Raw genomic sequence first — 26,992 nt, forward strand, 5'->3', positions numbered from 1 at the left:
CAGAACACATGCAAGAGGAACTGCGCGACGGCGCGGGCGAGGACAGGGCCGAATCCGGCATTGACGTGGTGCTTGTCACCGGGCTGTCCGGCGCAGGGCGGGGCACCGCGGCGAAGGTACTCGAGGATCTCGGGTGGTACGTCGCAGACAATCTACCGCCGGAGCTGATCGCGCAGATGGTGGAACTCGGCCTGGCGGCGGGGTCGCGCATCACGCAATTGGCGGTCGTGATGGATGTCCGGTCGCGTGGGTTCACCGGCGATCTCGACTGGGTGCGAAACGACCTCGCCACCCGCAACATCTCGCCGCGGGTGTTGTTCCTGGAGGCGTCCGACGACATCCTGGTGCGCCGCTACGAGCAGAACCGGCGCAGTCATCCGTTGCAGGGCAACCAGACTCTGGCCGAGGGCATCGCAGCGGAGCGGCAGCTGCTCGCGCCGCTGCGCGCGGTGGCGGATCTGGTGATCGATACGTCGACGCTGTCGGTGCCTGCGCTGCGGGAGAGCATCGAGCGCGCGTTCGGCGGCGAGACCATCGGCCAGACCAGCGTCACCGTCGAGTCGTTCGGGTACAAGTACGGGCTGCCGATGGACGCCGACACCGTGATGGACGTCCGATTCCTGCCGAACCCGCACTGGGTCGACGAACTGCGGCCGCACACGGGGCAGCATCCCGCCGTGCGCGACTACGTGCTCGGGCAACCGGGCGCCGCGGAGTTCCTCGACACCTACCATCAACTGCTTGACGTGGTGATCGAAGGCTATCGCCGGGAAGGGAAGCGCTACATGACCGTTGCCATCGGCTGCACCGGCGGCAAACACCGCAGTGTCGCGATGGCCGAGGCGCTGGCGGCCAAACTCCAGGACGATGAGCTCACGGTGCGGGTGCTGCACCGGGACTTGGGCCGCGAATGAGTTGCCCCGCACGCGAGGAGGACAGGTGAGCCCTCGCATTGTTGCGCTCGGTGGCGGGCACGGGTTGTATGCCACGCTGTCCGCGGCGCGTCGGCTCACCCCGCATGTCACGGCGATCGTCACCGTCGCCGACGACGGCGGATCGTCGGGCCGGTTGCGCAGCGAGCTGGATGTAGTGCCGCCGGGCGACCTGCGAATGGCGTTGGCGGCGTTGGCATCCGACACACCGCACGGCCGCCTGTGGGCCACCATCATCCAGCACCGGTTCGGTGGCAGCGGCGCGCTGGCCGGGCATCCGATCGGCAACCTGATGTTGGCGGGACTCAACGAGGTGCTGGCCGACCCGGTGGCCGCGCTCGACGAGCTGGGCCGCGTGCTCGGTCTCAAGGGCCGGGTGTTGCCGATGTGCCCGATGGGGCTGGGCATCGAGGCTGACGTCTCCGGGCTGGAGTCCGATCCGCGGATGTTCCGGGTGATCCGCGGCCAGGTGGCGATCGCGACCACCGTCGGGCAGGTGCGACGGGTGCGGTTGCTGCCTGCCGATCCGCCTGCCACCCGGCAGGCCGTCGACGCGATCATGTCGGCCGATCTGGTGGTGCTCGGGCCCGGTTCGTGGTTCACCAGCGTGATCCCGCACGTGCTGGTGCCGCAATTGGCTGCGGCGCTGCAGGCGACGACCGCCCGCCGGGCTCTGGTGTTGAACCTGGTCGCCGAGCCGGGGGAGACCGCGGGCTTCTCCGTTGAACGGCATATTCACGTGCTGGCTCAGCACGCGCCGGGTTTCTCGGTGCACGACATCATCGTCGATTCCAGCCGGGTGCCCAGTGAACGCGAGCGTGAACAATTGCGCCGCACGGCGCGGATTTTGAAAGCCGAAGTCGAGTTTGCTGACGTGTCCAGACCTGGTACACCTTTACATGACCCGGCGAGGTTGGCCGCGGCTCTGGAAGGGGTACGTGTCCGCGGCATGGTGCCGACTCGCGACGTTCAGGAGCCGACCATGCCCACACCGACAGTGAATGGACCGAGAGGTGACGATCCGTGGCGATGACGGCCGAGGTCAAGGACGAGCTGAGCCGTCTGGTGGTCAATTCGGTGAGCGCCCGCCGCGCTGAGGTGGCGTCGCTGCTGCGTTTCGCGGGCGGCCTGCACATCGTGTCTGGACGCGTGGTGGTCGAGGCCGAGGTGGATCTCGGCATCATCGCGCGGCGGTTACGCAAGGACATTTACGACCTGTACGGCTACAACGCTGTGGTGCACGTGCTGTCGGCCAGCGGCATCCGCAAGAGCACCCGCTACGTGGTGCGGGTGGCCAAAGACGGGGAAGCGTTGGCACGGCAGACCGGGCTGCTGGACCTGCGCGGCAGGCCGGTGCGGGGGCTGCCCGCGCAGGTGGTCGGTGGCAGCGTTGCCGACGCCGAAGCAGCTTGGCGCGGAGCGTTTTTGGCACACGGGTCGTTGACGGAACCGGGCCGCTCGTCGGCGCTCGAGGTGAGTTGCCCTGGGCCGGAAGCGGCGCTGGCGTTGGTCGGCGCGGCGCGCAGGCTCGGCGTGAGCGCCAAGGCGCGCGAGGTGCGCGGCAGCGACCGCGTGGTTGTGCGCGACGGGGAAGCGATCGGTGCTTTGCTGACCCGGATGGGCGCGCAGGACACCAGGCTGACGTGGGAGGAGCGTCGGATGCGCCGCGAGGTGCGCGCGACGGCCAACCGGCTGGCCAACTTCGACGACGCCAATCTGCGGCGGTCAGCCCGGGCCGCGGTGGCCGCGGCGGCGCGGGTGGAGCGGGCGCTGGAAATCCTCGGCGACACTGTGCCGGACCATTTGGCCGCCGCGGGCAAGCTGCGGGTGGAGCACCGGCAGGCGTCGCTGGAGGAGCTGGGCCGCCTCGCCGACCCGCCGATGACGAAAGACGCTGTCGCCGGCCGCATTCGGCGGTTGCTGTCGATGGCCGACCGCAAGGCCAAGCAGGACGGCATCCCCGACACCGAGTCGGCAGTCACGCCGGATCTGCTCGAAGACGCCTAGCCTCGTCGCGGGCTCGAATTTGCACTGAGGGTCGTGGTTTTCGCCGAAACACGACCATGAACGCAATCTTCGACCCGTACGGTGAGCTGATCGCCGAATCGCTCGGCGCCACAGTTGAATTCATCACGTATGACGGCGCCGACTTCAACGGCATCTTCGACGGCCTCGGCCGTGCCTACGACTGCGTCGCCGCGGGGCACCACCGTCATGGCGTGCAGCAGGGCAGCACCAGCCAACCCGTCGTCGACGAACTCGTCGCCGATGGCAGGGCCGCCCGGGTGCGAGTCTACGACTACGGCGAGATCGCTACCGCCTTGACCGACCTCACCACCGGCGGCTCTGCTGGCGCGCATCGCCGTCGCACAGGAAGAACTCGGGCAGGACGGGACATTGCCACAGTTGCGCCGGAAGTGGCTGGCCAACCCCGATGCCGACCAGAGTTCGGCGGTGCACTGACCAGGCCGCGCGTGGTGTTTACCACACCACTAGGCTGGTCGCGAGTGATTAGGCGACTAAGAGGAGACACAAAGTGACCATCCGGGTCGGCGTAAACGGCTTCGGCCGCATCGGACGCAATTTCTATCGGGCCCTGGCCGCGCAGAAGGCCGAGGGCAAGAGCACCGACATCGAGGTCATCGCCGTCAACGACCTCACCGACAACGCCACGCTGGCGCATCTGCTGCGATTCGACTCGATCCTGGGTCGCTACCCCGAGGACGTCAGCCTCGAGGGTGACGACACCATCGTCGTGGGCAGCACCAAGATCAAGGCGCTCGAGGTCAAGGAAGGCCCCGCCGCCCTGCCGTGGGGCGACCTTGGCGTCGACGTGGTCGTCGAGTCCACCGGCATCTTCACCAACGCGGCAAAGGCCAAGGGCCACCTGGACGCGGGTGCCAAGAAGGTCATCATCTCCGCGCCGGCCACCGATGAGGACATCACGATCGTGCTCGGCGTCAACGACGACAAGTACGACGGCAGCCAGGACATCATCTCCAACGCGTCGTGCACCACGAACTGCCTCGGCCCGCTGGCCAAGGTCCTCAACGACGAGTTCGGCATCGTCAAGGGCCTGATGACCACCATCCACGCCTACACGCAGGACCAGAACCTGCAGGACGGCCCGCACAAGGATCTGCGCCGCGCCCGCGCCGCCGCGATCAACATCGTGCCCACTTCGACCGGCGCCGCCAAGGCCATCGGGCTGGTGCTGCCGGAGTTGAAGGGCAAGCTCGACGGCTATGCCCTTCGGGTGCCGATCCCAACGGGTTCGGTGACCGACCTGACCGCTGAGCTGTCCAAGTCGGCCACCGTCGAGGACATCAACTCCGCATTCAAGGCCGCCGCCGACGGTCCGCTCAAGGGCATCCTGAAGTACTACGACGCCCCGATCGTCTCCAGCGACATCGTCACCGACCCGCACAGCTCGCTGTACGACGCAGGGCTGACCAAGGTGATCGACAACCAGGCCAAGGTGGTCTCCTGGTACGACAACGAGTGGGGTTACTCCAATCGCCTCGTCGATCTGGTCGCGCTGGTCGGCAAGTCCCTGTAACCAAGTGGCTATCAAAACACTCGACGACCTACTGGCAGAAGGGGTTTCGGGTCGGGGCGTGCTCGTACGCTCCGACCTGAACGTCCCTCTCGACGACGCACGCCACATCACCGACCCCGGCCGCATCGTCGCGTCGGTGCCGACGTTGCAGGCGCTGTCCGACGCCGGGGCCAAGGTCGTCGTCACCGCGCATCTTGGCAGGCCGAAAGGCGGACCCGATCCACAGTTCTCGCTCACGCCAGTCGCAAAAGCGTTGGGGGAAAAGCTCGGTCGACATGTCCAGTTGGCCGGCGACGTGGTCGGGACGGACGCGCTGGCCCGCGCAGAGGGACTGACCGACGGCGATATCCTGCTGCTGGAGAACATCCGCTTCGACGCTCGGGAGACAAGCAAAGACGACGCGGAGCGACTCGCGCTCGCCCAGCAGTTGGTCGAATTGGTCGGTGACGACGGCGCTTTCGTGTCTGACGGCTTCGGCGTCGTGCACCGCAAGCAGGCGTCGGTCTACGACGTAGCCACCCTGCTGCCGCATTACGCGGGCACGCTGGTGGCGGCCGAGGTCAAAGTGCTCGAGCAGCTGACGAGTTCGACCGAGCGGCCGTACGCGGTGGTGCTCGGCGGCTCAAAGGTGTCGGACAAGCTGGCGGTCATCGAGAACCTCGCGACCAAGGCCGACAGCATTGTCATCGGCGGTGGGATGTGCTTCACTTTCCTTGCCTCGCAAGGTGTTTCGGTAGGCAAGTCGCTGCTCGAAGAGGACATGATCGACACCTGCCGCAAGCTGCTCGACGACTACGGTGACGTGATCCATGTGCCGGTAGACATCGTCGTCGCCGACGAGTTCAAGGCCGATTCGCCGTCGGAAACCGTTGCGGCCGACCGTATTCCGGACGGCAAGATGGGCCTCGACGTCGGCCCCGGCACGGTGGAGCGGTTCACCACGCTGCTGTCCAACGCGAAGACGATCTTCTGGAACGGCCCGATGGGTGTGTTCGAGTTCCAGGCGTTCGCGGCGGGCACCAAGGGTGTCGCCGAGGCGATCATCGGCGCCACCGGCAAGGGCGCGTTCAGCGTCGTCGGTGGCGGAGATTCCGCGGCCGCGGTGCGCCAACTCGGGCTGCCCGAGGACGGCTTCTCGCACATTTCCACTGGTGGCGGTGCCTCGCTGGAATACCTTGAGGGCAAGACCCTGCCCGGTATCGAAGTACTTGAGCAGTCCTCGAGCGATTAGGAGATCCCGTGTCCCGTAAGCCGCTGATCGCCGGCAACTGGAAGATGAACCTCAACCACTTCGAAGCGATCGCGCTGGTGCAGAAGATCGCGTTCTCGCTGCCGGACAAGTACTTCGACAAGGTCGACGTCGCGGTGCTGCCGCCGTTCACCGACCTGCGCAGCGTGCAGACGCTCGTCGACGGCGACAAGCTGCGGCTGACCTACGGCGCGCAGGACGTGTCGCAGCACGACTCGGGTGCGTACACCGGCGAGATCAGCGGCGCCTTCCTGGCCAAGCTAGGCTGCACCTATGTGGTGGTCGGCCACTCGGAGCGGCGCACCTATCACCATGAGGACGACGCGGTCGTGGCGGCCAAGGCCGCGGCCGCGTTCAAGCACGGCCTCACCCCGATCATCTGCATGGGGGAGCAACTCGACATCCGCGAGGCAGGCAGCCACGTCGAGTACTGCGTCAGCCAACTACAGGGCTCGCTGGCGGGGCTGACCGCCGAGCAGATCGGCAACGCCGTGATCGCCTACGAGCCGGTGTGGGCGATCGGCACCGGCCGGGTAGCCAGTGCCGCCGACGCGCAGGAGGTCTGCAAGGCCATTCGCGACGAACTAGGCAGGTTGGCGTCCCCGCAGCTCGCGGCCGGTGTCCGGGTGCTCTACGGCGGCTCCGTCAACGCCAAGAACGTCGGCGAGATCGTCGCCCAGGAAGACGTGGACGGCGCACTGGTCGGTGGGGCGTCGCTGGACGGCGAGCAGTTCGCCACGCTGTCGGCCATCGCCGCTGGTGGGCCCCTGCCCTGACGCGGGCCGAACAGCCTGTAGTCTGGCGGCCATGGAATTGGCCCTCCAGATCACGCTGATCGTGACCAGTGTGCTGGTCGTGCTCCTGGTTCTGTTGCACCGCGCCAAGGGCGGCGGTCTGTCCACCTTGTTCGGCGGCGGCGTGCAGTCCAGCCTTTCCGGGTCGACCGTCGTCGAGAAGAACCTCGACCGGCTGACGCTGTTCGTGACGGGCATCTGGCTGGTGTCGATCATCGCCGTCGCACTGCTGATCAAATACAGCTGACGCCGCGCACGCGGCTACAGGACGCCGCCGAGGCCGGCTAGATTGCCGAGCAGTCCGCTGCTCACCGGGGCGTCGTCGCAGACCTGGCTGAACTGAGGCACTTTCACGACCTGCCCCTGATTACCGGTGGTGACGGTGTTTTTCGGACACGCCGTTGGCTCGGCGGCCGCGGTCGCCGCACCCGCCAGCGCGAGCGCAGCGGCGACACTGGCCGCGGCAAAAGTCCGGTGACAGGAATCGTTCAGGACTCGCCCATAGGATCGCGGCCGTGCCCCGACTTCTTCGTGCTGGCGCGGTCGGTGTTGTCCTTCTCTGCCTCGGTGACGGGGTGGCGGCGGCTGACCCGCTGCCGGTTGCCGACGTCACGCAGTCCGCAGTCACCGACGATGGCTGGCACCTCAGTGCGGCGCTGACCCGGATGACCATCAACTCCGTGCCGAACATGGCGGCCACCGCCTTCACGAGGGAAGGCTTCGTCACAGGAAAAGCCGAGGCCACCATCGACGGCAACGGCAGCAGCCCAGTGAACTCGGGCACCTTGGTGTTCGGTCTGCAATTGGGGTGCCAGGTCGACCTCAGCGAGGGCGGCAGCGTAGGTGTCGACGCCGACGCGGGCATCAGCCCCGGCTTCAACGGCGGCAACCTGCTCAACGTCATCGGCCCGTACGCCGATGTCGGCGGCAACGCGTCCATCAATCTGCTGCCAGGCAACATCACGAATCTCGGACTGGGCAAAAAAGAGCTCAAGGGCCGCAGCGGGGAAATCGTCGTGCACGACGCGCACGTCAAAGTCGACGGCTGCGGAGGACAGGTGGCCGTGCGATTCTTCGCGACCACGATGATCGACACCGACAAGTCCGACGACAGCGTGAACACCTACGGCGACATCCTCACGATATGAGCGCCGTCCGGATATGGCTTGCGGCAGCGGCGCTTTCGACCGTCGCCGGCTTCGTCCCGATCGCGATCGCGAACGCCGACTGCACCAGTCCCGGTGACTTCGGCGCCGGCGCCGGATGTGCGCCTCCGTCGTCGGGATCGGGCGACGCCGAGAGTTGGCCGCCGACATCGGTGGACTGGCCGCCGCAATTGAAGTCGGACTCCGACAGCGACGACAAGGACGCGGACTCCAAATCGAAGACGCCGATCGTCATGCCGTACGGAGAAAAGCCCCCGCCCGCGACGACGAGCACAAGCACCAGCGCGAAACCCACCCCGATCGTCGTGCCTCAGCACTAGGGCCTCGCCATGCAGCCTTGTGCGCCCCCGTCGATACTTGTCTGATGGCTGAAGGACCCGACGTCGCGCTCGCACCGATCGGTTCGGTGCGGCGCACCCAAGTGGGCCGCGAGGCCACCGAGCCGATGAGGGAGGACATCCGGCTGCTCGGCACCATCCTGGGCGACACTGTCAGGGAGCAGAACGGCGAAGAAGTGTTCGATCTCGTCGAGCGGGCCCGTGTCGAATCGTTCCGGGTGCGGCGCTCGGAGATCGACCGGGCCGAACTGGCGCGGATGTTCGACGGCATCGACGTCCGGTTGGCCGTCCCCGTCATCCGGGCGTTCACCCACTTCGCGCTGCTGGCCAACGTCGCCGAGGACATCCACCGCGAACGGCGCAGAGCCGCGCACGTCGCGGCGGGCGACCCGCCGCAGAACAGCACCCTGGCCGCCACCTATCTCAAACTCGACTCCGCCGCCCTCGATTCGGCCACGGTCGCCGAGGCGCTGACAGGAGCGTTGGTGTCGCCGGTGATCACCGCGCATCCCACCGAGACGCGACGCCGCACCGTGTTCGACGCCCAGCACCGGATCACCGAGCTGATGCGGCTGCGCCTGCACGGCCACACCGAGACCGAGGACGGCCGCGACATCAACCGCGAGTTGCGCAGGCACATCTTCACGCTGTGGCAGACCGCGCTGATCCGGTTGTCGCGGTTGAAGATTCAGGACGAGATCGAAACGGGGCTGCGCTACTACCAGGCCGCGTTCCTGGATGTCATCCCGAAGGTCAACGCGGAGGTGCGGACCGCGTTGCAGGCGCGCTGGCCCGACGCGCACCTGCTCGAGCAGCCGATCCTGCGGCCCGGCTCGTGGATAGGCGGTGACCGCGACGGCAATCCGAACGTCACCGCCGACGTCGTTCGGCTGGCCACCGGCAGGGCGGCCTACACCGCGCTGGAACACTACTTCGCCGAGATCAGCGCGCTGGAACAGGAATTGTCGATGTCGGCGCGGCTGGTGAAGATCAGCGATGAACTCTCCGAACTGGCAGGTGACTGCGACGAGCCGGTGCGCGCCGACGAACCGTATCGTCGCGCGATGCGCGTCATCCACGGCCGACTCACCGCGACGGCGGCCGAGATCCTCGACGTCCAGCCCGAGCACGAGCTCGACCTCGGTCTCGAGCGCTACTCGACGCCCGCCGAACTGCTCGCCGACCTCGACGTCGTCGACCGGTCATTGCGCGCCAACGGCAGCGCGGTGCTTGCCGACGATCGGCTGGCCAGGTTGCGGGAAGCGGTGCACGTCTTCGGGTTTCACCTGTCCGGCCTGGATCTGCGACAGAACTCCGACGTGCACGAGGAGGTCGTCGCCGAACTCTTGGCGTGGGCCGGTGTGCACCCCGACTACCGCTCGCTGTCCGAGCCGGACCGCCTCGAGTTGCTGGCTGCCGAACTGGCGACTCGACGGCCGCTGACGAAACCGGACGCGGAACTGTCGGAGTTGGCCCGCAAGGAACTCGACATCGTCGGTGCGGCCGCCCGCGCGGTGCGGGTGTTCGGTGCCGAGGCGGTACCGAACTACATCATCTCGATGTGCCAATCGGTTTCGGACATGCTGGAGGCGGCGATCCTGCTCAAGGAGGCGGGCCTGCTCGATGTCTCGGGTGACCAGCCCTTCGCTCCCGTCGGGATCGTGCCGTTGTTCGAGACGATCGACGATCTGCAGCGCGGCTCGTCGATTCTCGAGGCGGTGCTTGACCTTCCGCTGTACCGCGCGGTGGTGAATTCGCGTGGTGACAGCCAGGAAGTGATGCTCGGCTACTCCGACTCCAACAAGGACGGCGGCTACCTGGCCGCGAACTGGGCGCTGTACCGAGCCGAACTGGATCTCGTGGAGTCCGCGCGCAAGACCGGAATTCGGTTGCGGCTGTTCCACGGTCGCGGGGGGACGGTCGGTCGTGGCGGCGGCCCGAGTTACGACGCCATCCTGGCCCAACCGCCCGGCGCGGTGAACGGGTCGCTGCGACTGACCGAACAGGGCGAAGTGATCGCCGCGAAGTACGCCGAACCGCGGATCGCCCACCGCAACCTCGAGACGCTGTTGGCCGCGACGCTGGAGGCCACCCTGCTCGACGTCGAAGGCCTCGGCGATGCGGCCGGTCCCGCGTACGAAGTACTGGACGACGTCGCGGCGAGGGCGCAACGTGCCTACGCCGAACTGGTGCATGAGACACCGGGTTTCGTCGAGTACTTCCAGGCGTCCACGCCGGTCAGCGAGATCGGGTCGCTGAACATCGGCAGTAGGCCGACGTCGCGCAAGCCGACGACGTCGATCTCCGATCTGCGCGCCATCCCCTGGGTACTGGCGTGGAGCCAGTCGCGGGTGATGCTGCCCGGTTGGTACGGCACCGGCACGGCGTTCGAGACGTGGATCGGTGAGGGCGACGGCCGACTGGAAGTGCTGCAGGACCTGTACCGCCGGTGGCCGTTCTTCCGCACCGTGCTGTCGAACATGGCGCAGGTGTTGTCCAAGGCCGACGTGGGATTGGCGGCGCGCTACTCCGAACTCGTCGACGATGAAGCGCTGCGCAAGAGGGTGTTCGACAAGATCGTCGATGAACACGACCGCACCATCCGCATGCACAAATTGATCACCGGCCACGACGACCTGCTGGCCGACAACCCGGCGTTGGCCCGGTCGGTGTTCAACCGCTTCCCGTATCTGGAACCGCTGAATCATCTGCAGGTGGAACTGTTGCGGCGGTACCGGTCCGGCGACGACGCCGACCTGGTCAGGCGAGGCATCCTGTTGACCATGAGTGGGTTGGCTACCGCGTTGCGCAACAGCGGCTAACCTCGTCAGGCATGGGTCGGCTACTGATCAAGAACGTCCGCATCTTCGACGGTTTGACCGACCACCTCTTCGCAGGCCATGTGCTGATCGACGGGACGAAGGTCGCTGCCGTCGAGACATCGCCCATCGCGGAGGACGCGAACATCGTCGTGATCGACGGCGCCGACAGGGTTTTGATGCCTGGCATGAGCGACGCGCACGTGCACCTAATGGGGATGGCGAACACCATGTTCGACATGATGCTGGCGTCCCAGTCCCAGCTGGTCGCAACCACACTCGCCCGCGCCAAGGACACGTTGTTGCGTGGCTTCACCACGGTCCGCGACATGGCCGGAGACACCGCGGGCATCAAGAACGTCATCGACGGCGAACCAGCGCTCGGACCGCGCATCTATCCCAGCCAGGCGGCGATCTCACAGACCGCAGGGCACGGCGATTTCGGGCTGGTGTACCATCGGCCGACCGCGCTGGGTGGCGAGGAGGCCCGGGCCGAGCAGATCGGCATGATGCGGGTCGCCGACGGCGAATCCCGGGTACTTGCGGCGGTGCGTGAGCAGCTTCGCCAGGGCGCCTCGCAGATCAAGCTGATGGCGGGTGGCGGCGTGGCCTCGCCGTACGACCCCTTGTACACAATGCAGTTCACGCCCCGTGAACTTCGCGCGGCGGTGGATGCGGCGAAGGACTACGGCACCTACGTCGCCACCCACGTGTACAGCGTCATGGGAATTCACCGCGCTGTCGATGCGGGGGTGCAGTCCATCGAGCACGGTCACCTGGCCGACGAGCCGACGGTGGCGATGCTCGCCGAGCGCGATGTATGGCTGTCCACTCAGCCGTTCGCCGAACACGACCACAACTTCCCCAACCCCGAGAACGCCGACAAGAACCGCGAGATCTGTACCGGCACCGACCGGCTGTACGGCTGGGCGCGCAAGCACGGCGTCAAGACGGCGTGGGGCACCGACCTGCTCTTCGAGCCCGATCTGGCAGGCAAGCAGAGCGAGATGATGACCAGGCTCGGCGCCTACATGACGAACGTCGAGGCGCTGAAGATGGTGACGTCGGGAAACGCCAGCCTGTTCCGGCTTGCCGGCGAGCGCGACCCGTACAGGGCGGCCAGGCTCGGCGAGATCAGCGTCGGCGCATGGGCGGACGCCCTACTGATCGACGGTGACCCAACCGCGGATCTAGGGTTGTTGGCGGATCCCGCGAAGAACATCGCCGTCATCGTCAAGGACGGCACGGTGGTCAAGAACGTCACAGACCGGTGGACCGGCGCACCCGATTGACCACGCCGCGCACTGCGGATTCGGTCGCGGCGATCGGTGCGACGGCGGCCTCACCGAGATCGACGATGCGCTCGACGCGCGCCACTATGCCTTCCAACCGGTCGACCATCGCGAACAGCCGCGGCGCCAGGTCGTTGATCTGGTTGATCGTCTCGTTGAACCGCTCGAGGGTGGTGTCCAGGGTGGCCGTGGAGTTGTTCAGGTCGATCAGCGTCTCGCCAAGGTCTTCGAGGATGGTGTCGACCTGGTCCACCGTGACGTCCGCGTTCAGTGCGGCCTGCGCGAGCTTGCGGATCCGCTCGGTCCCTGTGCGCGGTGCTGCTTTGCCAGCCTTGTCTGCCATGACGGCCATTATCACCACACGGAGGGAACCCCCGGGGCGGACTGGTCGTCTAAATCAAGTGTGACTCAGCCAGCACGGGACGTGCCGTCCCGGCAGTGCCAACTCGATCCGCGCCGCCGAGCTGGCAACGGTGACCCGGCGATCCGAACCCCACAGTATCTGCAGGGACTGCGGGACGGCGAAAGTGACTGCGGGAGAAGCTCATCGGATTGAGCCGCGTTGCCGGTTGGTGCCTTCGTCCGTAATCTCAAAGGTTTCACAGTGAGTTGCCAACGTGCCCAACGACTTTGCTGGTAGTGAGCCCGGGGTTCAATTGCGGGCCGGTGACATCCAACTCGATCTCTGACCGAAGAGATCCGGAGCAACACGAATAATTCTCGGGGCGGCTGCGTATAGATATACGTGCCGTTACCGCTGCGGTGTCGATCGGTGACCTGAACGCAGCCGGACTGGGCAAAGGCATCGACATTGTTGTCGACGTCAGTCGCAGCTTGACATTGAGCCGCGAACCGTTTGCCTCACAGCGAATTCGTTGTTGATGTCATACCTCTTGGGAGAGCCGTCTTGTCTATGAGTCCGACCCAGCGTGCCCGTACCAACGGACTTGCCTCAACCGCCCCTGCAGAACCGATTGCCATTGTCGGTATCGGTTGTCGTTTCCCTGGCGGTGTGGCCTCATCGGCGGACCTATGGCGACTGGTGCAGGACAAGGCAGACGCGATCTCGCAGTTCCCCACCGATCGGGGCTGGAAGCTAGAGGAATTGTTCAGTCCCGACCCGGATGCGCCCGGAGCCACCTACGTGCGGGCCGGGGGATTCATCGACGAAGTCGGCGGATTCGACGCCGCGTTCTTCGGCACCGGACCGCGTGAGGCCAACGCCATGGAGCCGCAGCAGCGGCTATTGCTGGAGACGACCTGGGAGGCTCTGGAGCGGGCCGGTATCGATCCAACGACGTTGCGGGGCAGCGACACCGGAGTGTTCGTCGGCGCTGGCCCACAGGAGTACGGCCCACGGATCAGCGAGGACCGCGACGGCAACGCCGGCCACTTAGCCACCGGGACCACGCCTAGCGTGGCTTCGGGGCGCATCGCCTACGCCCTCGACCTCCAGGGCCCTGCCCTGACAGTCGACACCTCCTGCTCGGCATCCTTGGTCGCCGTGCACCTGGCGACCAGGTCGCTTCGGTCTGGCGAATGCGAACTCGCGCTGGCCGGCGGCGCCACCGTCGTGTGCGGACCGAGCATCTATGTCGGGTTTGCCCGCCTTGGCGCGTTGGCAGAAGACGGTCGATGCAAGCCGTTCGCCGCCGCGGCCGACGGGTTCGGTGTTGCCGAGGGCGCCGGAATGCTGGTGTTGACAACGCTATCCAACGCACGCGCGCGGCGGCTACCCGTCGTAGCGCTCATCCGCGGCACCGCGGTCGGACAAGACGGCGCATCGAACGGCATCTCGGCTCCCAACAGCGAAGCGCAGGAAAGGGTCATCCGCCAGGCATTGGCCGACGCCGGATTGCAGGCCGCGGATGTCGACGTGGTGGAGGCGCACGGGACCGGCACCAAGGTCGGCGATCCGCTCGAGGTGCGCGCGTTGCAGGCCACCTACGGGGTGGCACACGATCCGGCACGGCCGCTGCTGATCGGCTCGGTCAAGTCGAACATCGGCCACTCGCAGCAGGCGGCGGGCTTGGCGGGAATCGTCAAGACCGTCGAAGCGATGCGGCACGGCATCGTGCCCGCGACCTTGCACCTGGACAGTCCCACTCCTCAGGTCGACTGGTCGGCAGGCACCATCGAGGTGGTCGGCGAGGCTCGGGCCTGGCCGGCGACCGATCAGCCACGGCGGGCTGGCATCTCGTCGTTCGGGGTGAGCGGCACCAATGCCCATATCATTCTCGAGCAAGCACCCGCGACACCCAGCGGTGCGGTTCGTAACGGCTCGCGTAACGGCACCCCGCACGTGGTGCCATGGACACTGTCGGCTACCACTCCCACCGCGCTGGCCGCGCAGGCGGCACGGTTGCGCGAATTCGTGGAAACCGAAAGCGACCTCGATGTCGTCGACATCGCGCAGTCGCTGACTCGCCGCACAGCATTCGAGCACCGCGCGGTAGCGGTCGGCGACAATCGCGACGAACTGCTCGGTGGTCTGGCCGCGATCGAGCAGAGCGCCCCCGCCCTCAACGTCGTCACAGGCAGGGCGAGCACAGATACCAAGACGGTATTCGTGTTCCCCGGGCAGGGTTCCCAGTGGTGGGGGATGGCGACCGAGCTGATGGCAACGTCGCCTGTGTTCGCCGAGGAGATGCGCGCCTGTGACGCGGCGTTCGCCGAGTACGTCGACTGGTCGCTGCTCGACGTGGTGCTCGGTGTTGCGGACCCGACTGTTCTCGACCGAGTCGACATCGTGCAGCCTGTGCTTTTCGCGGTGATGGTGTCGCTCGCTGCCCAATGGCGGGCCCTCGGTGTGCACCCTGACGCCGTCATCGGACATTCCCAGGGGGAAATCGCCGCCGCCTATGTCGCCGGCGCCCTCACGCTCTCCGACGCGGCCCGAGTGGTCACCCTGCGCAGCAAAGCTATTCGCGCGATCGCCGGGAGTGGCGCGATGCTGTCAGTCGCGTCGCCCGTTGACGCCGTCCGCGGGCTCATCGCGCCGTGGGCGGACCAGATCGCGATCGCCGCCGAGAACGGCCCGTTCTATACCGTGATCTCCGGATCGCCAGAAGCGCTTGCCGAAGTCATGGCCATCTGTGAACGTGATGAGTTGCGGGCAAACTGGATTCCAGTCGACTACGCGTCGCACTCGTCACACGTCGACAATTTGCATGAGCCGTTGCTTGAGGCTCTCGCCGCGGTACAACCGCGCGCGGTCGACGTCGAATTCATCTCTACGGTCACCGGTGAACCGTTGGAAACCACTCAACTGAGCGGTCAGTACTGGTTCACCAACCTGCGTCAGACTGTTCGGTTCACGGAGGCGGTGCGCACCGCTCACCGTCTCGGCTTCCGCGCGTTCATCGAGTGCAGCGCGCATCCGGTGCTCACCGCCGGAATTTTAGATTCACTCGACAACTTCGGGGACGACCACAGGATCGTGGGCACCCTGCGACGCGACGAGGGTGGATTAGATCGTCTGCTCCTGTCGGCGGCCGAAGCGTACGTCGGTGGTATCCCCGCCGACATCGCGAGCACCATCGACGCCACTGAGGGTAACCACGTAGAACTGCCCACCTACGCATTCCAGCGCAAGCGCTACTGGCTCACCCACGGCGAAACCTCGGTCGATGCACGTGGTCTCGGCGTCGGACGCACCGAGCACCCGCTACTCGGCGCCATGGTGGCACACGCGGATTCCGACGACACGATATTCACCGGACGGTTGTCCCTGGATTCCGAGCCGTGGCTGGCCGATCACGCGGTGCACCACACGGTGGTGGTCCCCGGGGCGGCGTTGATCGAGATCGCGCTGCACGCAGGAGAAGAGGTGGGGTGCCCTCACATCGAAGAGTTGGTGTTGCAAGCGCCCATGGTGCTCAACAAGGGGCGTGCAATCCTCATCCAGGTGATCGTCGGACCGCCCGGCCAGGACGGTCAGCGAGCGGTGCGCTTCTTCTCTCGCACCGACCGTGACGGCGCAGACCTGAGTTGGACCCGACATGCGGAAGGTGTTCTGCGGCCTGATGACTCGGGTACATCCACCGTCGACCCGGACTTCGCCGAGTGGCCGCCCGCAGGTGCCGTCCAGATCGACCTGAGCAACTCCTACGATGGGACCGCCGCGGCGCAGGGGTACCACTACGGTCCCGCTTTCCGGGGTCTGCGCGGGGCCTGGGGCCGCGGCGGCGAGGTATTCGTCGAGGCCTCGCTGCCGGAGCAGGTCAGCGGAGATGCAAAACGGTTCGGAATGCACCCGGTGTTGCTGGATTCGATCCTGCATGGCACCGATGCGGGAGGGCTGCTCCCTGAATCCGAGCTGACCAGAATTCCGTTCGACTGGCAGGGTGTGTCGCTGCTGGCGACGGGTGCGCGCTCGTTGCGCGGCCGGATCACGTTGGTCAACGACAACACGATCGCAGTTCGGATCGTCGACACTACAGGCTCTTTGGTCTGCGACGTCAAGGGAATCACACTGCGTGGTGTTGCTCCCGAGCAGCTTGCCGCGGCGGCCACCGCTGACGACGGCCTCTACATCCTGGACTGGATGCCGGTGCCGCCATCCGCCGACGCGGTGGCTCGTGACAATCTCACCGTCCTGCGCTGTCCCGCGACGTCAGTCTCCGGCGGCGACGTGCCGGCTGCGATCCACAGCGGCGTGGCACGGGTTCTCGCCTCGGTGCAGGAGTGGCTGACCGACGCCCGGCGCCCTGATGACGCGCAGATTCTGGTGCTCACCAAGGGTGCGGTCGCGGTTGACGGCACGGATAAGGTGACAGACCTCGGTCACGCCGCGATCTGGGGTCTGTTGCGGACCGCCCAGACGGAGAACCCCGGCATGATCGTGCTCGCCGATGTCGATGACGCCGACGAAATGAGTGATGCGGAGATCGAGTTTCCGCACAACGAGCCACAACTGGCAAAGCGCTGCGGTATGTGGCGTGCCCCGTTCCTGTCCCGGATGCCTGCAGAAGCGATGTCCGGGACGAGGCCGGGCGGCGTGGAGAACTGGCAGCTGACCACGCTCGGGCGCGGCACACTCGAACGGCACAACTTCACGCTGCAGCCGGTCTCCGACTCGGCTGGGACCCTGGCACCCGGACAGGTTCGGATCGGTCTGCGCTGTGTCGGTGTGAACTTCCGCGACACCATGGTTGCGCTGGACATGTACCCCGACCCCGACGCGATGATCGGTTGCGAAGGTGCGGGTGTCGTTCTCGAAGTGGCCGACGACGTATCCGGATTCGCGCCCGGCGATCGCGTTTTCGGCATGTTTTTCGGTGCCGGGGCCGTCGTCTCTGCAGACCACCGGACCATCGCCCGGATGCCCGCCGGTTGGTCGTTCGCCCAGGCCGCCACCGTGCCTGCGGTATTTCTCACCGCGTACTATGCGCTTGCGGATCTCGCGTCGCTCCGCGCCGGCGAACGCATCCTGATCCACTCCGCGACGGGCGGCGTCGGTATGGCCGCGGTGCAACTCGCTCGGCACTGGGGCGCGACTGTCTACGCAACCGCCAGTCCACCGAAGTGGAACACTTTGCGTGACATGGGATTCGACGATGACCACATCGGCAACTCCCGCACTACCGACTTCGAGGACAAGTTCACCGAGGCGACCGCTGGCGCAGGAATGGACGTGGTACTCGACGCCCTCGCCGGCGAATTCGTCGACGCGTCGCTGCGCCTGCTGCCCCGGGGTGGGCGGTTCATCGAGATGGGCAAGACCGATGTGCGTGACGCTGACGAAGTGGCGGTCCGCCATCGCGGCGTGTACTACCGCGCCTTCGACCTCTTCGAACCGGGTCCGGATCGGCTGGGTGCGATGCTCGCCGAACTGGTCACACTGTTCGAGTCCGGCATTCTGCGGCCGCTTCCTGTGCGGGCGTGGGACATTCGCGATACGCCGGATGCGTACCGCTTCCTCACCCAGGCGCGCCACACCGGCAAGCTCGCCCTGCGGGTGCCCACGGCGCTGGATGAGGACGGGACGGTGTTGATCACCGGCGGTACCGGTGTGCTGGGCAGGCATGTCGCGCGGAACCTGGTCACCCATCACGGAATCCGTCACCTGGTCCTGGTGAGCAGGCAGGGTGAGTCGTCCGCGGGTGCCGCCGAAATCCGTTCCGAGTTAAGTGATCTCGGCGCATCGGTTCGGATCGAGGCGTGCGATGCCGCCGACCGCGAAGCGCTGGCGTCGGTGCTGGACGGTATCCAGGCCCACCATCCGCTGACCGCGGTGATCCACACCGCCGGTGCTCTCGACGATTCGGTGTTCACCGCGCAGACGCCCGCACACCTTCAGGTGGCGCTGCGACCCAAGGTCGACGCCGCCTGGAACCTGCACGAGCTCACTCGCGACGCCGATCTGGCGGCGTTCGTGCTGTTCTCCTCCGCGGCAGGAGTCCTCGGCTCACCGGGACAGGCCAACTATGCCGCGGCCAACTCGTTCCTCGACGCGCTGGCCAGGCATCGCAACCAACTCGGCCTGCCTGCGGTGTCACTCGCATGGGGATGGTGGGCTGAGGCCACCGGTATGACCGGACACCTGGACAGCACCGACCGGGCACGGATGAGCCGCAGTGGCTTCATCCCGATGCCGACGGCCGACGGGCTGGCCCTGTTCGATGCGGCTCGCCGCGAACCGCACTCGCTCGTGCTGCCCGCGCACCTCGACCTTGCCGGCGTCCGCGGTCGCATTCGGGCGGCGGGAGATGCCGCACCTCCGACGGTGTTCCGGCGTCTCATCGGGCCGGTTCGCCGCCAAATGGGCAACGCCGACGCGGATGGTGCCGTCACCGACTTCAGCGATCGGTTGGCGGCGATGAGCCCGGGCGAACGCGAGCGGGAGTTGCTCGACGTGGTGCGTCGGCACGCCGCCGCGGTGCTGGGCTACGACTCTGTCGACGCCGTCGGCGCCGACCAGGAGTTCAGGGCACTTGGATTCGACTCGCTGGGTGCAGTGGAGTTCCGCAACCGGGTGAAGGGCGCCACCGGTGTGAAGCTGCCGACGACAGCTGTGTTCGACTACCCGACACCGGCAGCGTTGGCCCGCTACCTGTCTGAATCGTTTGGCGCAGACGCCTCGGCGGTGCTCACGCCCGCTTCTGATTCACAGACATGGCCGTTGACCGCATACCAGCGCGACATCGTGGCCACCGGGATGCGCTATCCGGACCTGCCGCTGGTCCAGGTCGCGGGTCACTCGCGACTGACCGGAACGGTTGACATGGATTGGCTGCGCGAGTGCGTCCAACTGGTGCACATGCGTAACGACGCACTAAGACTGCGGTTCGAGCTGCGCGACAACGAGTTGCGGCAGTGGGTCGGCACCGAGGTACCGGACATCGAGTACATGGACTTCACCGCCGAAGCGGACCCTGAAGGCGCATCCGCCCGCTGGATCGAGCATGCGGCTCAGGCGGTGCTGCCGATGGACGGACCGTTGACGCGCGTCGCCGTGCTCGTTGACCAGCCCGACTCGTTCGTAGTCTACGTCTGTTTCCACCATGCGATCGTCGACGGGTGGGGCAGCCACCTGGCTATGGCCGAGATGCTGCGCGTCTACACGCACGGTCGCGATGAGATCGGGAAATTGGACGAAGCACACAGCTATCTGGATGTCGTGCGCGCCGAGCAGAATTACCGGGCCTCAGACGCATGGGCCGACGACCGGCGCTACTTCGTCGAGGCATTGCGCGGCGTCGAGCCTGCGCTGTTCACACGCTCGGCTTCGGTGCGTGAGCACCGTCGGCGCAAGCACAGTGTGCGCATCAGTCCGGCGGAAGCGAGGCGCCTTCGCGACACCGGCATACCGATTTTCGCGTTCACTACCGCGGTTCTCGGCGAGTACCTGCGCCGCGTGCACGGCGATCGCGACGTCGTGATCGGCGTTCCGTTCCTGAATCGCTCCTCCGAGGAGGAAATGTTCACCGTCGGCGATACGGTCAACATGCTGCCCCTGCAACTGCCGACCGACCCTGCCGCCTCGATCGTCGACCTCGCCGCCCAGGTCGGCGACCGGGTGTGGGATCTGCAGCGCCGTCAGCGGTTCGCATTCGGCGACATTGTCAACGCCCTACTGGAGGAGACCGGCGCAGCGTCAACACTGTTCGACGTCACGTACTCGTACGCCGCAATCCCCGACATCGAAGGGGTGGACGTCAATGTGGTGTCGATGGGTTACTCACTTGACGCCGTCAACATCGGCGTCCGCGACTACCAGGCCGACGGTTCGCTTGAACTAGAGGTGTTCTACGCCGAGGACGCGTTCGCGGGACCGTATCCGTTCAGCACCGCGGTGAATCACCTCACGGCGCTGCTCGGGGCCGCGTTGGCCAACCCGGAGAAGCCTGCGGGAGACCTGGCGATGCTGTCTTTCGCCGAACAGGCCGAGCTGACGTCGTTTGAGAATGGTTCCGTCGTCGACGTGCCCACGGCGTTGGCCACGGATCGATTCGACATCGCGGTCCGGCCCGATCGGACCGCAGTGCACACCGATGAGGGCACATTCAACTACGGCGAGTTCGACCGAGCGGCCGACGGGATGGTGCGGAGGCTGCGCGACAACGGAATCGGGCGTGGTGACAGTGTTGCGCTGATCTTGACGCGCTCAGTCGAGATGCTCGTGGCCGTCCACGGCATCATGCGTGCCGGTGCCGCATACGTACCGATCGACCCGGAGTATCCGGAGTTGCGCATCCGCGCAATTCTGTCCGAGTGTGAGGCCCAGGCCATCGTCGCTGGACCCGGATTCGCGTCACTGGCAGATGAATTCGGCGTCAAGCTGATAGCCGCCGACCTCACGGACGGCGAGCCTTCGCCAACCGTTGCCACACCGGACGATCTGGCGTACATCATCCACACGTCGGGTTCCACCGGTCGGCCGAAGGGGGTGATGGTCGAACACCGTTCGGTGGTCAACCGACTGGCCTGGATGCAATGGCGGTACCCGCTACACGCCGACGACGTGGTCCTGCAAAAGACGCCGACCACATTCGATGTGTCGGTGTGGGAATTGATGTGGTGGTGGATGTCGGGAGCCGGTGTCGCAATCGCACCCCCGGGGGCCGAACGTGACCCGCGAAAGCTCATCGACGTGATCGAACGTCACCGCGTGTCGGTGATGCATTTCGTACCGTCGATGCTGAGCCCCTTCCTGGATCAGATGGAGGCCGGGGAGGACGTCGCCGCGCGCATCGCCACATTGCGCTTGGTGTTCTGCAGTGGAGAGGCCTTGGCGCCGGCGCAGGTCGAGCGTTTCAACCGGATGGTTGGCTCGTTGCCGCAGCCGCCGCGGTTGATCAACCTCTACGGCCCGACCGAGGCGACCGTCGACGTCAGCTACTATGACTGCCCCACAACGGGATCCGTCGACTCCGTACCGATCGGCCGGCCGATCGACAACATCACGCTTCAGGTGCTTGACGAGCGAGGGGAGCGGACCCCGATCGGTATTGCGGGTGAGCTCAACATCGCCGGAGTGGGCGTAGCCCGCGGTTACCGCAACAGGCCCGACGAGACCGCGGCGGCATTCGTCGAGGACGCGTCGGTGCCAGGCGGGCGCCGCTACCGCACAGGGGATCTCGCCCGCTGGAGTTCTGACGGGTCACTGGAGTATCTGGGCCGGATCGACGATCAGGTCAAGATCAGAGGCAACCGCGTCACCCTCGCGGAGGTGAACGAGGCGATGCTGTCGTGCCCGGGGGTGCGCGCGGCCGCGGCCGTCGCCGAGGACAGCGAGACACACGGCACGCGTCTGGTCGGTTACTACGCGGCCGACGAGCTGAGTGTGGACGACCTGGCCACGCACGTCGCGCTGCGGTTACCCGCATACATGGTGCCTACCAGTTTCGTCCAACTGGCCGAGCTTCCCCTGACCGCGAGCGGCAAGCTCGATCGTCGCTCGTTGGCGACGTCTTCGACAGACCCGTCCGGACAGCCTGCGCGCACCGAGGCCGAAGCCGTCCTGGCAGAAGTATTCGCAGAGGTTCTCGGCGTCGAATCCGTTGGGGTCCACGACAACTTCTTCCTCATCGGCGGCGATTCCATACTCGCGTTGACGGTGCGGACCCACGCAGAGCGTCGTGGTTTGAAGCTGGACATCGACGAGCTGTTCGCCAAGCCGACGATCGCCGAACTGGCCGTATCGGCGGTGAAAGCAACAGCGGCCGAGTCGGCTTCGGTCGAGCCGTTCGAGCTTCTACCGCTGATCGACCGAGCGGCACTGCAGCATGCCGAGGACGCGTTTCCGGCGACCGCGCTGCAGCTCGGAATGCTGTTCCACAGCATGGAAAGAGTCGATTCGGCGACGTATCGCGATGTCTTCACCTACGGCTTGCAGATGCCATGGCGTGAAGCGGAGTTCGTCGAGGCGTTCGGCCGCCTGGTGGCGCGCCACCCCGCGCTGCGCTCGTCGTTCGAGCTGACCGGCCATTCGGTACCGGTGCAGATTGTGCATCGAAGTGTGCCGTCGGCGTTCCAGGTGGTGACGGGTGCGACCAAGGCCGAGCAGCGGGCATATGCCGCCGAGCTGGCCGTGCGGCCCTACGCGTTCGACGAGGTACCGCTTTACAGCATGCGGGCCTACGTGTTCGGCGACAACAGGGTAGATCTGGTGTTCGCGTTCCACCATGCGGTGCTGGATGGCTGGAGTGTCGCGAGTCTGATGCAGGAGTTGTTAACCGACTACCTGTCTCATGTCGTTCTCGGCATCGCCCCCGTGGACGAAAAGCCTCATTCGACTGCGGTGCTCGCGGAGTACGCGAAGCTCGAGCAGGATGCCCGCGCCAACCCGGCAGCACGCGAGTACTGGCAGCGGTGCCTGGAGGGTTCGCATCCCACGGCTCTGGACTCCAGGACCGCGTACGAGTCACAGGCGAGTGCGGCGAAGTCCGAAGTCAATCTGGTGATGCCGGAGTGGCTGCAGGACTCGGCGCAGCGACTCGCGTTCGACCGCGGTCTGACACTGAAGATGGTGATGCTGGCCGCGCACTGCCTGACGCTGCGGAAATCCACCGGTGACGATGACGTCACCACAGGCATCATCACTCACGGTCGCCCGGGCGCGGCCCGTGCGGAGCGGACTGCCGGGCTGTTCCTCAACACCCTCCCGGTTCGACTGCGCGAGCGACCGACCAGCTGGATCGACACCGTCGAACAACTCAGCAGGTTCGACCGTGACAGCCATCAGTACCGCCGGTACCCGCTGCAGGCGATGCAGTCAGATGCGGGGCGCGCGATTGTGGCCTCGGTCTTCAACTTCGTCAGCTACCACCAGTTCCAAACGCTCAGCGCGAACCCGGAGTTGGCGCTGGTCGACTTCGAAGCGTTGGAGCAGACGAACTTCGCCCTGCTGGTGACCGTCGGATCCGATCCTCGTTCACGACGTCTGTCGCTGCGTGTCAGCGCCGACCCCGCTGCACTCTCTGCCACGCAGGTCCGTGAATACGCGGAGTCGTATCTGCGGGTTCTTGCGAGCATCGTGCGGGATCCCGACGCGCCCGTCGATTTCGGTGCGATGGCCAATGGTGATGTCCCGGAACGTGTTTCGGCGCAAGCTGCGGCCAACCCGGACACGGTCGCGGTGATCGGTGACGGCAACGCACGGTGGACGTACGCCGAACTGGACGGCGCGGCCGACCGGATCGCGGCGGGTCTGCTCGCTGACGGTATGCCGGGGGGTGCGCGTGTCGGGGTGATGCTGGATCGCTCGCCGGAGCTCATCGCGGCGGTGCTCGGCGTGCTCAGGGCCGGCGCCGCGGTGGTGCCGCTGGATCGGTCCTACCCACAAGCCCGTATCGATGCGATGGTGGCCTGCGCAGAGCCTTTCCGCGTGCTCACCGACTCAGGCGAGGTGCAGGCGCTGATGCAGACACCGAGCAGGACCTTGCCCGCGATCGATCCGGCCGATGCCGCATATGTCCTGTTCACGTCCGGGTCGACCGGTGAGCCCAAGGGCGTCACCATGCCGCACCGATCGTTGGCCAACTTGGTCAGGTGGCAGAACCAACGTGATTCCGGCATGGTCGGCGGCACCACGCTGCAGTACGCGCCGTTGTCCTTCGATGTGTCATTTCAGGAGATCTTCTCGACGCTGTGTGGCGGAGGGACGTTGCGACTGGTTGCGGATCAGGATCGGCGCGACCTGCCTGCCCTGGTGCGCCTGGTCGCCGAAGATCGCGTCGAACGCGTGTTCCTGCCGTTCGTGGCTCTGCAGACATTTGCAGAAGCCGCGCTGATCGCCGAGCTTGCGCTGCCCGACCTTCGGGTTGTGGTGTCGTCGGGCGAGCAGTTGCGGATCACCCCTGAGATCCGCAAGTGGTGTCGTGCAAATCCGCAGCTTCTGCTGGAAAACCAGTACGGGCCAACAGAAACCCACGTCGTGACCAGCTACACGCTGTCGGGCCCGCCTCAGGACTACCCGACGCTGCCGCCGATCGGGCGTCCCATCGACGGCGTGATGCTGCAGCTGCTCGACCAGGATGGTCATCCGGTGTCGGACGGCGCCACCGGCGAGATCTGGCTGGGTGGAGCATGTTTGGCTCACGGTTACGAGCATCGAGCCGACCTGACCGCGGAGCGCTTCAGCACGGTAGACGGGATTCCGATGTACCGCACCGGCGATCTCGGCACCAGGTTGCCCAACGGGGAGATCGCCTACCTCGGCCGGACCGACCGTCAGGTGAAGGTTCGCGGCTACCGGGTGGAATGCGCCGAAGTGGAGAACGCCGTCCTGTCGTTGGGGGACAATGCGATCCGATCGGTCGCCGTGGTCGCCCACCGGCTCGAAGAAATCGACAGCGTGCTGGTCTGCTATCTCGTCGGCGATGAGGACACGGCGGCCACCGACTCTCTGCGAACACGGCTTCGCGAGAAACTGCCGGCGCACATGGTTCCGCATCACTTCCTGTGGCTGCGCGAAATGCCACTCACTCCGAGTGGCAAGCGCGATGACAAGGCGTTGATGGAGCGGCCGCTGCCGACACCGTCGGGGCAGCGCGTGGAGAGTTCGTCGGACAGCGAGATCCGACAGGCGATCGCGGAAATCATGGCCGAGTATGCGAACAGCGACGCGGTCACCGCGGGAGCGGACTTCTTCGCGGCGGGCGGGACATCAATCGGTGCCCTGCGAGTGGTGATGGCCATCGAACACCGCTGGGGTGTTCAGATACCGTTGGCCGAGTTCGTCGCGGCACCTGGCGCATCAGCTCTGGCGGCGGTGGTGGGCAGCGGTGAGGTCCGCGAGTTCGATCCGGTCGTGGTGTTGCGGAAGGACGGCGACGAGCCACCCCTGGTGCTGGTGCACCCGATCGGTGGAAACGTGTTGTGCTACCTCGAACTGGTCAAACAGCTACCACCAGGGAGACCCGTCTACGCGCTCCAGGCGCCGGGTGCTGAACCCGGTGTGGCGCCGCTGCGCACCGTCGATGAGCTGGCCAAGACGTACCTCGCAGCGATCCGGCGGGTACACCCCGAGGGGCCGTACGTGCTCGCGGGCTGGTCGTTCGGCGGATACGTCGCGGTGGAGATGTCGCGTCAGCTCGACGAGGCGGACATTGCTGCGCTGGTGTTGCTGGACACCATCGCGATGGGTGACGGCCCCCGCACGCCGGTGGCCGAAGAAGATCTCATCAAGTACTTCTTCATGGAGTTGCTGTGGGTCGCCCGCGGCGAGGGCGTGGCAGAGCTGACGCTGGCCGGAACGACGCGCGATGAGTTGTTCGAATCCGGGCTGCGGCATGCGATCACCGCGGGAATCTTGCCGGGAAACGCGTCACCGCAATCGATCCGAAGACTGTACGAGATCTTCCGCGCGAACTACGAGGCCACGCTGAACTACACCCACGAGGCACTCGACCGTGACATCACCCTGCTGCGATGCCAGGGGAAGATGCCGGAAGTCGCAGCGGGTGTGCACCGGATATTCGGTAGCAGCTACACCAGCCCGACGAACGGCTGGGATCAGCTATCGCCCCGCAGCCTCACCGTCGTCGACGTCGACGGCGATCACCTGACGATGATGGGCCACCCCCACATCGTCGACGTGGCAGCGAAGCTCGGCGCAGCCATCGACGGGACGCCGTGATGGCCGACCGGCCGAGCGTGCTGATCGTCGGTGCGGGAATCGGCGGTTTGACGGCGGCGATTGCGCTGCGCGCGAGAGGAATCCCGTCGCGATCTGCGGCGCCAGCACCCAGGACAAGCGGCACCGCCCTGGCCAACAACACCACCGCGGTACTGCGCGCATTGGGCATCAGAATCGGCCTCGGTGACGCCGAGACCGGCAGTCCGATCGTCTGTGTCAACCGTGACAACCTGATGGCTACCCTGCGAGATGCCTGTGGGGACACGCCTATTCACTGCGGCACCGAGGCCGTCAGTGTGGATATCGGAGGCGAGCGTCCCGCCATCCGGTGCGCTGACGGTCGGGTGCTGTCGGGGGATGTGGTGATCGGCGCCGACGGCGTGGGCTCGGTGGTGCCGGCAGCGTTCGTGGGCCAAGATGGTTCGCGGATTCCGTTTCTGTCGAAGTGGGGGCGAGGGGCGGTCACGTTTCTCGGGGACACCGCCCATGCCGTCGAGGACGGCTATGTGCTTGCAACAGCTCTCGACAAGAACAGCGATCCCGTTGTGGCACTGCGGTTGTACGCGGACGTTCGCCGGAAGCGAACCAGGATGCTGGTTGGGTACGCTCGTCGGTTGAGTCGGATCGAGCAGTCCGACAGCAGTGTGGTGCAAAGCGTCCGCAATCACGTGGTATCGCGTGCGCCGAATCGAATCCTGACGATGCAGGCGAAGACCTTGCGCCTAGATCTGGAGGCTCCTGTATGACGGAGACACAGACA

The 26,992-nt window shown here is 66.1% G+C and carries 15 protein-coding genes; 14 read left to right on the forward strand and 1 reads right to left on the reverse strand.

Translation table 11 applies throughout. The annotated features are described in order from the left end of the window. The first annotated feature begins 8 nt into the window (after window positions 1-8). The 12 genes from rapZ to A5724_RS28735 all read left to right on the forward strand — a co-directional run bounded on the left by rapZ (window position 9) and on the right by A5724_RS28735 (window position 12,149). Window positions 9-914 carry an RNase adapter RapZ gene (rapZ, locus tag A5724_RS28680; RefSeq protein ID WP_369830679.1) on the forward strand — a complete coding sequence of 302 codons (906 nt, stop codon included), beginning with the start codon at window positions 9-11 and terminating at the stop codon, window positions 912-914. A gap of 25 nt (window positions 915-939) precedes the next feature. Then, window positions 940-1,965 (forward strand): uridine diphosphate-N-acetylglucosamine-binding protein YvcK, encoded by a 1,026-nt coding sequence (gene yvcK, locus A5724_RS28685; protein WP_067810333.1) that lies wholly within the window; start codon window positions 940-942, stop codon window positions 1,963-1,965. Continuing rightward, window positions 1,962-2,939, forward strand: coding sequence for a DNA-binding protein WhiA (gene whiA / locus A5724_RS28690; protein ID WP_082965347.1), 978 nt, complete (start codon window positions 1,962-1,964; stop codon window positions 2,937-2,939). Before yvcK ends, whiA begins: the two co-directional genes overlap by 4 nt. Before the next feature lie 56 nt (window positions 2,940-2,995). After that, window positions 2,996-3,472, forward strand: coding sequence for a hypothetical protein (locus tag A5724_RS28695; protein WP_067810337.1), 477 nt, complete (start codon window positions 2,996-2,998; stop codon window positions 3,470-3,472). Further along, a complete protein-coding gene (gene gap, locus A5724_RS28700) occupies window positions 3,469-4,491 on the forward strand; it encodes a type I glyceraldehyde-3-phosphate dehydrogenase (RefSeq protein WP_067810338.1) in 1,023 nt (340 codons plus the stop codon). The genes A5724_RS28695 and gap overlap by 4 nt, the downstream gene beginning before the upstream one ends. A gap of 4 nt (window positions 4,492-4,495) precedes the next feature. Beyond that, the gene (gene pgk / locus A5724_RS28705; protein WP_067810339.1) at window positions 4,496-5,722 is read left to right on the forward strand and encodes a phosphoglycerate kinase; all 1,227 of its coding nucleotides are present in this window, start codon (window positions 4,496-4,498) and stop codon (window positions 5,720-5,722) included. A gap of 8 nt (window positions 5,723-5,730) precedes the next feature. Continuing rightward, window positions 5,731-6,516, forward strand: coding sequence for a triose-phosphate isomerase (gene tpiA / locus A5724_RS28710; protein ID WP_067810340.1), 786 nt, complete (start codon window positions 5,731-5,733; stop codon window positions 6,514-6,516). 31 nt (window positions 6,517-6,547) lie between these two features. Beyond that, window positions 6,548-6,781 (forward strand): preprotein translocase subunit SecG, encoded by a 234-nt coding sequence (gene secG / locus A5724_RS28715; RefSeq protein ID WP_067810341.1) that lies wholly within the window; start codon window positions 6,548-6,550, stop codon window positions 6,779-6,781. Window positions 6,782-7,049: 268 nt separating this feature from the next. Further along, on the forward strand, window positions 7,050-7,682 hold the full coding sequence (locus A5724_RS28720; protein ID WP_067810342.1) for an MspA family porin: 633 nt from the start codon (window positions 7,050-7,052) through the stop codon (window positions 7,680-7,682). Continuing rightward, window positions 7,679-8,020 carry a hypothetical protein gene (locus tag A5724_RS33420; RefSeq protein WP_082965334.1) on the forward strand — a complete coding sequence of 114 codons (342 nt, stop codon included), beginning with the start codon at window positions 7,679-7,681 and terminating at the stop codon, window positions 8,018-8,020. Before A5724_RS28720 ends, A5724_RS33420 begins: the two co-directional genes overlap by 4 nt. Window positions 8,021-8,064: 44 nt before the next feature. Next, on the forward strand, window positions 8,065-10,860 hold the full coding sequence (ppc, locus tag A5724_RS28730) for a phosphoenolpyruvate carboxylase (RefSeq protein WP_067810346.1): 2,796 nt from the start codon (window positions 8,065-8,067) through the stop codon (window positions 10,858-10,860). Window positions 10,861-10,871: 11 nt separating this feature from the next. Beyond that, window positions 10,872-12,149 carry an amidohydrolase family protein gene (locus A5724_RS28735; protein ID WP_067810350.1) on the forward strand — a complete coding sequence of 426 codons (1,278 nt, stop codon included), beginning with the start codon at window positions 10,872-10,874 and terminating at the stop codon, window positions 12,147-12,149. Here the strand turns inward: A5724_RS28735 and A5724_RS28740 are convergent. Then, window positions 12,118-12,492 (reverse strand): ATPase, encoded by a 375-nt coding sequence (locus A5724_RS28740; RefSeq protein ID WP_067810772.1) that lies wholly within the window; start codon window positions 12,490-12,492, stop codon window positions 12,118-12,120. The genes A5724_RS28735 and A5724_RS28740 overlap by 32 nt on opposite strands. A gap of 570 nt (window positions 12,493-13,062) precedes the next feature. On the opposite strand from A5724_RS28740, the gene A5724_RS28745 reads away from it, so the two are divergent. Together A5724_RS28745 and A5724_RS28750 are read left to right on the forward strand one after the other, a co-directional pair. Then, on the forward strand, window positions 13,063-26,232 hold the full coding sequence (locus A5724_RS28745; RefSeq protein WP_082965335.1) for a hybrid non-ribosomal peptide synthetase/type I polyketide synthase: 13,170 nt from the start codon (window positions 13,063-13,065) through the stop codon (window positions 26,230-26,232). Beyond that, window positions 26,232-26,978, forward strand: coding sequence for an NAD(P)/FAD-dependent oxidoreductase (locus tag A5724_RS28750; RefSeq protein WP_067810354.1), 747 nt, complete (start codon window positions 26,232-26,234; stop codon window positions 26,976-26,978). The genes A5724_RS28745 and A5724_RS28750 overlap by 1 nt, the downstream gene beginning before the upstream one ends. The last annotated feature ends 14 nt before the right edge of the window (window positions 26,979-26,992 follow it).

Origin of the sequence: Mycobacterium sp. ACS1612 (genome assembly GCF_001667505.1) — a bacterium.
GTDB lineage: Bacteria > Actinomycetota > Actinomycetes > Mycobacteriales > Mycobacteriaceae > Mycobacterium.